Raw genomic sequence first — 12,053 nt, 5'->3', positions numbered from 1 at the left:
AGTTCCCTATATAATGCCGCCCCACGCACCCGTAGCTCAGCTGGATAGAGTAGGTGGCTTCGAACCACTTGGTCGGGAGTTCGAATCTCTCCGGGTGCGCCAATATTTCCTTTTATAACAATGGTTTGAAATCCTTTAGGTAGACTGTCCTCGGGTTTGAAACCGTTAGAATGCGGGAGTTTGCGGGAATTCCCATGACCACAATAACAGTCCTATGTTCACGATTAATTATGGCGTTCGGAAACACTCCGATGGTGAGGCAGCCCCCACCTGATGATGCTGAAGGGGCCTTGCCTTGCGTGCGGCTACTTCAGGAGTTCAGAGTGCAGTTGCCACCTTTGCCATAAAAAATACACTGCAGGCAACACCAGCAGGGTCAGCACCAGGGTGCTGATCATGCCGCCCACCATCGGTGTTGCTATGCGCTGCATGATTTCACCGCCGGTGCCGTGCCCCTGCATGATGGGCAGCAGGCCCACTGTGATGGCCGCGACGGTCATTACCACAGGGCGCAGGCGTTGCAGTGCGCCTTTGGCAATCGCATCTCGTAAGCCCTCCACAGTCGGGCCGCCTTGTTCACGTGCCTCAGCCAGGTAGCGTGCGCGGTACTGGTTCAGATAGATCAGCATGATGACACCGATTTCCACCGCCACACCTGCCAGGGCGATGAACCCAACGGCGACGGCGACCGACAGATCGAAGGCAAGCCACCACAGTAGCCAGCTGCTGCCGGCAATCGCCATGGGCAGCGTGGCCATGATGATCAAGACTTCCGCCAGCCCGCGGAACGCCATGTAGAGCAGAAATGCGATTATCAGCAGGGTCAGCGGTACCACCAGTGTCAGCCGCTCCTTGGCCCGCTCCATGTATTCGTACTGTCCGGACCAGGTCAGTGAATAGCCAGCGGGCAAGGCCAGATTGTCCGCCAGGTGTTGCTGTGCGGCCTGGACATAAGAGCCAATATCACGCTCGGCGATGTCTACATATACCCACCCGGTAGGGCGCGAATTCTCGCTCTTTATCATCGGTGGTCCGTCTTGTATTTCTATATGTGCCACGTCACCCAGACGAATGCGTGCCCCTTGCGATGTTAATACGGGCAGATCCCTGATGGCATCGACCGAGTTGCGGATTTCCTGCGGGTAGCGCACATTGATCGGGAAGCGCTCCAGGCCCTCAATGGTTTCGGAAACATTCATGCCGCCGATCGCCGACGAAACAACTGCCTGCACCTCGTCGATATTCAGACCATGGCGGGCCGCTGCCACCCGGTCAATATCCACGGTAACATAACGCCCGCCGGCGACCCGTTCGGCAAACACGCTGGCGGTTCCCTGCACCTGCGGTAGCAATGCCTCGATATCCGCACCAATATTCTGTATGACCGGCAATTCGGGACCGCCGATCTTGATACCCACCGGTGTCTTGATACCGGTGGCCAACATATCGATACGGGTCTTGATCGGCATAACCCAGGCATTGGTGACGCCTGGCAGATCCACCGTGCGCCGGATCTCTTCGCGGATGCGCTCAATGGTCATGCCCTCGCGCCATTCGGACTCAGGTTTGAAGCGGATGATGGTCTCTATCATGCTTAGCGGCGCCGGATCGGTGGCGGTATCGGCGCGGCCGATCTTGCCGAACACCTGTGCTACTTCCGGCACAGACTTGATCAGCCGGTCGGTCTGCTGCAGCAACTGGGTGGCCTCACCGATGGACAGTCCAGGTCGGGTGGTGGGCATGTACATCCAGTCACCCTCATCCAGTGGTGGCATGAACTCCGAACCGAGTCGGGACAGCGGCCAGATCGCTGAAGTCATCACCAGGATACCGGCGGCGACCATCACCCAGGGCGCACGCATGACCATGCCGATCACGGGCCGGTAAATCCAGCCCAGCAGTCGATTTACCGGGTTTTTGTTTTCCGGTAGTATCTTGCCTCGAATCAGGTAACCCATCAGTACCGGCACCACAGTGATTGACAGAATAGCGGCGGCAGCCATCGCGTAGGTCTTGGTGAACGCCAGCGGCGCAAACAGACGCCCCTCCTGGGCCTCCAGGGTGAACACCGGCAGAAAGCTGAACGTGATGATCAGCAGTGAGAAAAACAGGGCAGGACCCACTTCGGCAGAGGCCCTGGCAATGACACCCCAGCGATCGGTTTTTGCCTTTTCGGGATCATGCTCCAGATGTTTGTGCACGTTCTCGATCATGACAATGGCGCCATCAACCATCGCGCCAATGGCAATGGCGATACCGCCCAGTGACATGATGTTGGCGTTAAGATCCTGGCCGCGCATGATCAGCAGTGCCGCCAATATCCCAAGCGGCAGTGTGGCAATGGCCACCAGCGAAGAGCGTAGATGGAACAAAAACAGGGCGCAGATAAAAGCGACCACCGCAAACTCTTCAAGCAGTTTGGTGTATAGGTTATCGACCGACCTGCCAATCAGCTCTGAGCGATCATAGGTGGGCACCACTTCCACGCCATCGGGAAGGCTTGCCTGCAGCTCATTCAGGCGCTGCTTGACAGCTGCGATGGTTGCCTGGGCATTTTCACCGGAGCGCATGACCACGATTCCTCCAGCCACTTCGCCTTCACCGTTCAGGTCGGCAACACCCCGGCGCAGCTGCGGGCCGGTCTGCACGCGGGCAACATCACCCAGCAGCACCGCAGTGCCGTCCTGTGTGACTTTTAACGGAATGGCCCGCAGATCATCCAGGCCCTGAATGTAACCGGTGGCCCGCACCATAAACTCGGTTTCCGCCATCTCGATGACTGAACCGCCCACTTCCTGGTTGCCGGCCCGTATCGCCTGGTTCACCGCAGACAGCGTCAGGCCATAGGCACTCAGCCGATCCGGATCAACAATGACCTGGTACTGTTTGACCATGCCACCGACTGACGCAACTTCTGACACACCTGCCACGGTCTGCAGTTCGTATTTCAGAAACCAGTCCTGAATGGCGCGCAATTGCGACAGATCATGTTGATTGCTTCTGTCCACCAGGGCGTATTCGTAGACCCAGCCGACACCGGTGGCATCGGGCCCCAGCGCCGGTGCCACGCCGTCAGGCAGGCGCGAGCTGACCTGACTCAGGTATTCCAGTACCCGGCTGCGCGCCCAATAGGGATCGGTATCGTCGCTGAAAATGATGTAGACGTAGGAATCACCAAAGAACGAGTATCCTCGCACCGTCTCCGCACCGGGCACCGACAGCATGGCGGTAGTCAGCGGATAGGTGACCTGATCCTCGACCACCTGCGGTGCCTGCCCCGGAAAAGGTGTACGGATGATGACCTGGACATCAGATAGATCGGGCAGGGCATCGACTGGCATGGTGCGCAGGTTCAGCAACCCGGCAATGGTCAACAGCAGGGCGGCAACCAGTACCAGCCCGCGATTGCGCAGGGAGGCGCGAATGACAGCTTCAATCATGGCGTGTCTCCCGGGCCTGACGTTTTCGCCGGGCGCAGCGCCGTGATGCTGTAGCCGCCGGCAGGCATCGGCATAAAGTCGAATTCGATCTGATCGCCTTCGGCGACATCAGACAGATCAACGCCGGGCATGATCTGGAATCCCATGACCATTGAAGGCCAATTCAGAGCAGGTATGGGACCGTGGTCCAGCGTCACGCGGTTGTCGCTGATGCTTTGGATAGTCCCGGTGCCGGTCAGCGTGGCCGGGGCGGTGCCAGTGTCTTCTTGCTGGTCATTGACCTGCTCCGGGTCGAGGTCAGAATCAGAGCCAGCGGCGTTAAGTCTTGCCATTGCCTGCTCTCCATTAGCTTCGGAGTCCAGCAGAAACTGACCCGATGTAACGACCTGCATGCCATCGCTCAGCCCGTCCAGGACTTCAATCCGGTCACCGCGTGTCACACCGGTGCGAACCGGCTTTACCGTGAAACGACCGTCGCCTGCGGCGAGCAACACCCGGGCACCCTGACCGGAGCGGATCACCGCTTCTGTTGGCACACTGACGACGTTGTGTCGAGTAGGGCCTTCCACCTGGACGCTGGCAAACATATTGGGTTTCAGCCTGTGTTCCGGATTGTCGATTTCCAGCCGCAACCGCAAACTTCGGGTGACAGGATCAAGTTCCGGATAGACAAGTGCGACTTGACCCTGCCATTGTTCGGCGGAGTATGCTGGGAATTCGGCAGTGACCGGCAAGCCCACCTCCATCCAGGACATGGCGGTGGACGGTACTTCGACATCCAGCCATATCCGGTCGAGTGAGGCCAGCGTCAGAATGGTATCTGCCGGTGTCACATAGCTGCCCTCGCGGGCGCCAATGGCCGATACCACCGCATCTGATTCGGCGCGATAGGCTAGTTGGGCACTGACTTCATTGCTGCTGGCAAGTTCCGTTACCTGCGCCGGTGTCACACCCAGCGCAAGCAGTCGATCTTCAGCCGCCTTGCGAAGAACGGCATTTCCGGCGGCGTTGAGGTATTCGCGCTGAGCACTGACCAGTCGCGGTGAAAAAAGCTGATACAGGATCTGGCCAGCGCTGACACGATCACCGACGCTGGCCACATTGAACTGTTCCAGCCAGCCCTCGGCGCGCGGGTGCAGCATCTGAATAGTTGACTGATCCCACGCGGTATAACCCACAGCATCAGCCTGCTGCCGGAACTCGCCCATGGTAACCATGCCCAGGCGTACACCCAGATTCTGCTGAACAGTGGCTGAGATGGTGACGCTTGCATCTTCATCATTGTCTTCATAAACCGGCACCAGTTCCATCCCCATAGGGGAGAGCCCCGGTTCGTCGCGTCGATAATCCGGGTCCATCGGGGCGACCCAATACAGGGGCTGCCTTGTTGTCGATGATGCATGCTCAGCAGAGATATTGGCTTGCTGGGGCATTAAAATGAAATAGGCAGCTACCAAAATCAGTGCAGCGACTACGATTCCGGCAAGTAACATGTTTCGTGTGTTCATGATTCTTCTCTCTTCAGCAGATGCCGCAGTTTTAGTGACCAGAGAACTCAAAGGGCCAAAGCCGCCCGCCCACCAGTCGATCTATTTCAGCATGGGCCTGGTACTGGTCGGCCATGGAGCGGGATAACAGTAGTCGGGCCTCAAGCAGTGCCTGCTCAGCCTGAATAACATTGGAGAAATCCGCGATGCCCTCCTGATAGTCAGACTGTGACGCTGTCAGTGATTGCTGTGCGATAGGTATCAACTGCTCACGGCACAACTCGATGGCGTGTTGGGCTTCCTCGGCGCGTGATAGTGCTTGTTCAAGCTCGCTAAGCAGCTGATTGTGAAGATACTGGATGTCGGTTCGGGCACTGTTAAGTTGGTAGTCTGACGCGGCTTTGCGTGCAGAGCGCTTGCCAAAATCCAGAGGTATGTTGACTGATACGCCCACCTGCAGGCGCAGGTCGCTGGCATTCCACAGTTCGTTGTAACCCACATTGACCTGTACGTCGGGGAAGTCGTTTTTATAGGTCAGGTCCCGGTCTGCGCGCGCAGCATCGGCCTCAGCCCGGGCCCCCCGCAGTGCGGGATTGGCTTCTTCCAGCCAGCTGTGCAGCACTGTGTCGGCTGGCAACGTTGGCGGTTGCGGTTGCTCCTCGGTGGCGGCGAGCTCAGCCGCTGTCGGGCGATTGCGCAAGGCATTGATGCGGGCCCGGACGCGCCTGGCCTGCTGTTCAAGGACTATGTCGCGATGATCCGCCTGAATCCTGGCCGTTTGCACCTGAAGCAGATCCTGTTGCAGGCCGCTGCCGCTGGCGTACTGGGTTTCGATCACTTTCTCCTGTTCGGTAAGCAACTGTTGCTGTTCACGGTTGATGGTTAATGCCTGGTGAACATCCCACCAGCTAGCCCAGTGACGCCGGCCGGCAGCGATCAGTTGCAATTGCAGATCCTGGGTCATCAGATGAGCGGCTGTGCTTTGCGCTTGCGCGACTTCCGTGCGCAATTGTCGTTTGCCCGCCCACGGGAAATTTTGACTGAGTTGAATAACCTGACGTACGCCCAGGGTATCTCCCAGCGCACTGGGGATGTTGTCGCCGATGCTCGCCGGGGCAATGGCATAGTTTACCCGGGGGTCGTCAAGTGCGCCGGCGCTGACAATTTGTTCCTCGCGGGCCAATGTCTCAAGTCGCTGAGCAGCCAGACCGGGATTCAGTTGGAGAATCTCCTGAATCAGTCCTTCGGGGGTAAACCCTTCGGTCTGCTGCGCACTTGCGGGCAGGGAAACAAGCGTGATTGCTAGCCCAAGTGGAATCAGGGCGGCTGTTAATCGGGAAACAAAATACGAACCGATTTGTGTGTTTGTATGGTGCATGGGCAGAACTCCGTCATCGAACAATAACCAGGAACGGCAGGAGTGAGCTGCCGCTCTGAAGCAGTTGTAACTACGGAGTTTTGTTAAATACGGTAGCGCTGGGTTGCCTGGTAGACGGGCAGGGGAGTGCTGTGGTCCTGATCGTTGGACGGCACAGCATAGCCGCCGGTTTGCGCTGTCTGCAGCACAGTGAGGACCAGTAAGGCCATGACTGGCGCCAGATTTTGTGTTCCCGGTTTGTCCTTGAGCAGGGCATGGTCGTTGCCGGGGTCCGCATCAGCCTCGGGCGAAGCCTTGAGCTGTAATGATACCTTCAGTGTAAAACAAGTATCACTGGACGAGGCGGGAGTATCCGGTTTTTCAGATACCTTGTTTTTGTGCATAGCAAGGCAGCACTCGTGCACAGGCTGCGGTAGATCAGGCATATCCGGCATCATCGTGCAGGCGAAAGTCGACTGAACATTCAGAAGCAGGCTGGCTACAAAAAACCATGTGAGTAACTGGCGATATTTTGTCTTTCTATGCATGACCATAACGACAAAGGTACAGAAAGTGCCACATCTGGCTGAGTTTAGTGAAGCAACGATATCCGATCCAATTAATAGCTTACCAAGCTTTACCGGCGAAGTATATTCATTGCATTGATCTGGATAGTATCGGCGAGATGTTAAAAAAATGGTGCTCGCCTAACGGCAGGAACAATTTTAGGATTTTACCGGTAAAAAGAATGTAAAAGACGTCTTATCCCGGACAGAAGTAGCCTCCACATGCCCACCATGTGCTTCAACGATGGATCTGACAATAGCCAGCCCCAGACCTGCGCCTTCACCCTGTCTTACACGAGAGGGTTCAACTCGATAAAAGCGGTCAAACAAATGGGACAAGTATTCGGCGGGAATCATGGGGCCAGGATTCTGTACACTAAGCGACACTTCGTGGTGAGAAGCGTTGTCGACCAACACTTTCACCTCTTTCCCCGGTGGAGTGTACCGGATGGCATTGGACAACAAGTTGGAAATAGCTCGTCTCAGCATGGCGCGGTCACCCATGGTCATAGGTGCGCAACCCTCCAGCGTCAGGCGGATATTTCTCTCTTCTGCCAGTGCTTCGAAAAAATCAAAAAGTTCATTAACTTCATTGGTCAGGTTGAGGGGTACTTGCTCGGGTTTGAGCAGGCCATGATCACTTTTCGCAAGCCAAAGCATATCATTGACCATTTTGGCTAGCCGCTCCTGCTCTTCTAGATTGGAGTATAGTAGTTCGCGATATTTCTCGAGCGTCCTGGCCTTGCCTAGTCCAACCTGGGTCTGAGTAATAAGATTGGTAAGGGGGGTTCTTAGCTCGTGAGCAATGTCAGCGGAAAAATGCGATAGACGAGTAAAACTGTCCTCCAAACGACCGATCATATGGTTAAAAGAAGTCACCAGATCTTTCAGCTCCGACGGTATTGCGGATGGATCGAGTCGCACGTGTAGTTTGTCTGCTTGGATGTCGCCCATTTTTGCAGACAGACCACGTAGTGGGGCATGGGCCTGATGTACACCATAGCCTGCAGCCAATAAAGTTATAACGCCAGCCAGACTCATGATAATCAATAAGCTTTGCCGAAAGTCTTGCAGAAACTGTAGGTGAAAGCTCATGTCAATGGCGCTAATGATGGTGTAGTTCTGTCCAGAGACTTCTAGCTGGCTGAGCACCCCTCTGTACGTCTTGGTGTCTTCGCGCCAGGTTTGTAAATTGCCAGGTTGTATCACATCGGTTGGTGTCAGGATACGTTCCGCTTGCGCCAAACCCGACTCTGCTCCGACAGTTTGGTACAGGATCTCTTCGTTGCTATTTCTTACTTGAAAATACACGCCGTGATGACCGGAGATGGCATTGGATAGGGCGGCGCGCAGGCGATCGGGCTGATTTCCTGCATTTTCCAGTGCATTCGTCACGGCGCTGGACATTACTACAAGTTCACTAGCATCTTGCTCGGAGAAATGATGCTCCACAGCATTCAGCACCAGGGTGCCAATCAGCATAAAACTCAGACCAATGGTCAGGCCAACGAACAGCATGACTCGCGCAGCAAGGGGGAGTGGGTATCGGCTAATAGGTTTCATCGTTGGATTCCAGGTCCATTTTGTATCCCATCCCACGAACGGTATGAATCAATTTAGGCTGAAAATTGTCGTCGATCTTGGCGCGCAGGCGGCGAATCGCTACATCGATAACATTAGTGTCTGAATCAAAATTCATGTCCCACACTTGGGAGGCAATGAGTGAGCGAGGTAGCACTTCACCTGGGCGACGCGCCAGGAGTTCCAATAGCGAAAATTCCTTCTGGGTCAGGAGTATTCTCTTGCCTGCGCGTGATACGCGATGTTTGAGCAGATCAAGTGTCAGGTCTGCCACCTGAATCTGCTCTGCTGGTGAAGCCATGGATCGTCGGCGGAGTAAAGTTCGTATCCTGGCCAGTAACTCGGCAAATGCAAAGGGTTTGACAAGGTAGTCGTCGGCGCCCAATTCCAGGCCTTTGACGCGATCATCGACAGAGTCCCGAGCAGTAAGGAACAACACAGGGGTCTGATGCCCAGCATCTCGGTAAGATTGCATGATGCGCCACCCGTCTACATCCGGGAGCATTACATCGAGGATAATCAGGTCAAAAGACTCTGTCATGGCCAAGTGGTATCCGTCCAGGCCGTTGCGAACTAGCTCAACGACAAAGCCAGCCTCAGACAGGCCCTGGCGAATGTAGTTGCCAGTCTTTGTTTCGTCTTCCACTACGAGCAATCGCATAGCGTGCCTCTCCTGATCGGTGCCTTGCCACTATAGATTACTGCATCCGACAGTCAGATTACACGACGATTACAACAATGTAATGTAGACGTCATCCTCTGGACAGGTCGATTTCGCTACCCTTGTCAATTCTCAACTGGATTGTATCGGCACTATAAACGTATTGACGATAAAGGCATCGGCGAAAGGAGCTGCTCCTATGAAAAAGTCTGAACAACCATTGCCATTCCCAATCAATGTGAACCGGCGAAGGTTCGTACAGGGCTTGGCTGCTGGTGGCGTGCTGGCGGCCTTTCCCGCAGTGTTGCAGGCTGCCAGCCGGGCAGGCGCGACGTTGACACACACGGGTACGGCGCCCGTGCTCAGCGGCAATCAAATTGAGCTTGTGATAGCTGAGTCGCCGGTGAACTTTACCGGTGAAGTCCGTATGGCAACGACTATCAACGGCTCTATACCGGCGCCGACATTGCGGCTGCGCGAAGGTGAGGAAGTCACTATTCGTGTGACCAATCACCTGCCCGTAGCGACTTCCATTCATTGGCACGGCATCATCTTACCCTACCAGATGGATGGAGTGCCGGGCATAAGTTTTGACGGCATAGCGCCTGGAGAAACCTTTGAGTACCGGTTCACGCTACAACAAAGCGGAACATATTGGTATCACTCTCATAGCGGTTTTCAGGAAATTACGGGAATGTACGGTGCTTTGATTGTAGAGCCTCGTGACGGCGAAACTATAGGAGCAGACCGAGACTATGTGGTGCAGTTGTCCGATTGGACTGACGAAGACCCAATGCGGGTGTTTAGCAAACTGAAAGTCCAAAGCGATGTCTACAACTTCAATCAGCCTACTGTGCCTGGTTTTATGCGCGACGTATCGACGCTAGGCTTGGCGGGTGCTCTCAACAAGCGTCGCATGTGGAATCAGATGCGCATGAACCCTACTGATCTGGGCGATCTATCTGCCTCAACCTTAACCTACCTTATGAATGGTCAAACACCAGCAGGCAACTGGACGGGCCTGTTCTCACCCGGCGAACGAGTTCGATTGCGATTTATCAATGCTGCTGGCAATAGCTTTTATGATATTCGCATTCCTGGCTTGAAAATGACCGTAGTCCAGGCCGACGGTCAGAATGTCGAACCAGTTTCTGTTGATGAGTTTCGGTTTGGGCCCGGGGAAACCTATGATGTGGTGGTAGAACCCGAAAATGATGCCTATACGATCTTTTCGCAAAGCATGGAGCGTACCGGCTACGCCAGAGGCACACTCGCAGTTCGGCATGGACTTACGGCACCGACACCGGCGCTTGATGCCGTAGAATGGTTGGCAATGCGCGATATGATGGGTTCGATGGATCACGCCGGCATGAACCACAATGACATGGGTATGGACATGGACCACGGTGAAATGGCGATGGACCACAGTCAGCATGCCTTGCATTCCAATCCTTTAGCCATACCCTCGACCAGCGTGAACCACGCGCGTTCCGAATACGGGCCATCTGTAGATATGCTTGTACACACGCCCCGTACCAATTTAGACGACCCGGGCGTTGGTCTTCGACAAAATGGTCGACGTGTGTTAACCCTCGCCGATTTGAAGACTATCGGCGGACCAGTTGATCAGAGACTGCCGACTCGGGAGATCGAGTTGCATTTGACGGGCAACATGGAACGGTATAGTTGGTCTTTTGATGGACTAGAGTTCGGCCAGAGTACCCCGATATCAATGAAACATGGAGAGAGAATTCGGGTGATTCTGCAAAACGACACCATGATGACCCATCCCATGCACCTGCATGGGATGTGGAGCGACCTGGAGAACGACCAGGGTGACTTCCTTGTGCGGCGTCATACGATTCCGGTGCAGCCGGCACAACGCATAAGCTTTCTCACCACCCCTCATGATCTTGGGCGCTGGGCCTGGCACTGCCATTTACTGTTTCACATGGACGCAGGCATGTTCCGGGAGGTGGTTGTATCGTGATGTATAAAATTAACATTTGCAGCTCTAGTAGAGTGTTGATGGTTTTTGGTTTGTTGATCATGCCAGTTGCGCTTTGGGCGCAGCCGAATGACCCACATGCCGGGCATAACCTGAATCCGATGGTAGACGCCCATGCAGGGCATGCGGAATCAGAGGTGGCAACGGCTTCTACGGAAAGTCCTGCACCTAATAATGGCGTTATGAACCACGGTCAGATGCAGATGCAAGGAGCGGAAGCACCTGCGGACGCGCGAGACCCCCATGCCTACTCCGATGGTTATACGCTAACTGAGGGGCCCTACGCCCGACCAGGTCCACGGCAACTGAAACTGGCCGATGAGCATCAGTTCTGGTCAGTGTTGGGCGACCGGTTGGAATATGATCCAGACAACAAGACCGCTGTGTTTGATCTTCAAGGCTGGTATGGGTCCGCGTACAACAAAGCTGTTGTCAAACTAGAAGGCGAAGTCGAGGAGGGCACACTAAAGGAAAGTGAGACAGACCTGCTTTGGGCGCGTGCCCTGAACGCCTATTTCGACACACAACTGGGTGTGCGTTTCGATAACAATGATGAGGGTGAGGATCGCCAATGGCTGGCATTTGGTATCCAAGGACTCGCACCATACTGGTTCGAACTTGATGCAACGGCATACATTGCGGAAGGTGGGCGCTCAGCGCTGACCTTCGAGGCTGAATACGAACTATTGTTTACGCAGCGGTTAATTTTGCAGTCACGAGCCGAATTGACGTTTTATGGTAATGACGATTTATCGAATGGGGTGGGAAGCGGTCTTTCAGCTTCTGCTTTAGGAATGCGGTTACGGTATGAGTTTTCACGACAATTCGCGCCCTATTTCGGATTCGAGTGGACAGGGAGTTATGGTAAAACTGCTGACTACCAAAGAGCAGAGGGAGCGCCGGTGCGTGACACTCGCCTGGTGGCGGGTGTTCGGTTCTGGTTTTAACAATCA

8 protein-coding genes and 1 tRNA gene are annotated in these 12,053 nt (G+C 55.0%); 3 read left to right on the top strand and 6 right to left on the bottom strand.

The window, feature by feature from the left end; genetic code table 11:
• Positions 1-25 precede the first annotated feature (25 nt).
• Positions 26-102: transfer RNA gene (locus ENH71_RS11395), tRNA-Arg, on the top strand.
• A 203-nt stretch (positions 103-305) separates the two neighbouring features.
• On the opposite strand, the gene ENH71_RS11390 is transcribed toward ENH71_RS11395, so the two are convergent.
• The 6 genes from ENH71_RS11390 to ENH71_RS11365 all read right to left on the bottom strand — a co-directional run bounded on the left by ENH71_RS11390 (position 306) and on the right by ENH71_RS11365 (position 9,092).
• Positions 306-3,440: an efflux RND transporter permease subunit gene (locus ENH71_RS11390; RefSeq protein WP_294130319.1), complete on the bottom strand. Its 3,135-nt coding sequence runs from the start codon at positions 3,438-3,440 to the stop codon at positions 306-308.
• Positions 3,437-4,948: an efflux RND transporter periplasmic adaptor subunit gene (locus ENH71_RS11385; protein WP_294130317.1), complete on the bottom strand. Its 1,512-nt coding sequence runs from the start codon at positions 4,946-4,948 to the stop codon at positions 3,437-3,439. The genes ENH71_RS11390 and ENH71_RS11385 overlap by 4 nt, the downstream gene beginning before the upstream one ends.
• A gap of 31 nt (positions 4,949-4,979) precedes the next feature.
• Positions 4,980-6,305, bottom strand: a complete 1,326-nt coding sequence (locus tag ENH71_RS11380) for a TolC family protein (protein WP_294130315.1) — start codon at positions 6,303-6,305, stop codon at positions 4,980-4,982.
• 83 nt (positions 6,306-6,388) lie between these two features.
• Positions 6,389-6,688 carry a hypothetical protein gene (locus ENH71_RS11375; RefSeq protein ID WP_294130314.1) on the bottom strand — a complete coding sequence of 100 codons (300 nt, stop codon included), beginning with the start codon at positions 6,686-6,688 and terminating at the stop codon, positions 6,389-6,391.
• Between the two features lie 321 nt (positions 6,689-7,009).
• On the bottom strand, positions 7,010-8,413 hold the full coding sequence (locus tag ENH71_RS11370; RefSeq protein ID WP_294130312.1) for a Cu(+)/Ag(+) sensor histidine kinase: 1,404 nt from the start codon (positions 8,411-8,413) through the stop codon (positions 7,010-7,012).
• A complete protein-coding gene (locus ENH71_RS11365) occupies positions 8,400-9,092 on the bottom strand; it encodes a heavy metal response regulator transcription factor (protein ID WP_294130310.1) in 693 nt (230 codons plus the stop codon). The genes ENH71_RS11370 and ENH71_RS11365 overlap by 14 nt, the downstream gene beginning before the upstream one ends.
• 199 nt (positions 9,093-9,291) lie before the next feature.
• Between ENH71_RS11365 and ENH71_RS11360 the strand changes: the two genes are divergently transcribed.
• Together ENH71_RS11360 and ENH71_RS11355 are read left to right on the top strand one after the other, a co-directional pair.
• Positions 9,292-11,082 carry a copper resistance system multicopper oxidase gene (locus ENH71_RS11360; protein WP_294130308.1) on the top strand — a complete coding sequence of 597 codons (1,791 nt, stop codon included), beginning with the start codon at positions 9,292-9,294 and terminating at the stop codon, positions 11,080-11,082.
• Positions 11,082-12,047, top strand: a complete 966-nt coding sequence (locus ENH71_RS11355; protein WP_294130424.1) for a copper resistance protein B — start codon at positions 11,082-11,084, stop codon at positions 12,045-12,047. Before ENH71_RS11360 ends, ENH71_RS11355 begins: the two co-directional genes overlap by 1 nt.
• Positions 12,048-12,053: the final 6 nt, after the last annotated feature.

This window comes from Pseudohongiella sp., assembly GCF_011050365.1.
In the GTDB taxonomy this organism is placed as follows: domain Bacteria; phylum Pseudomonadota; class Gammaproteobacteria; order Pseudomonadales; family Pseudohongiellaceae; genus Pseudohongiella.
The sequence above is the reverse complement of the archived record's forward strand: the minus strand, read 5'-3'. Positions and strand labels throughout refer to the sequence as shown.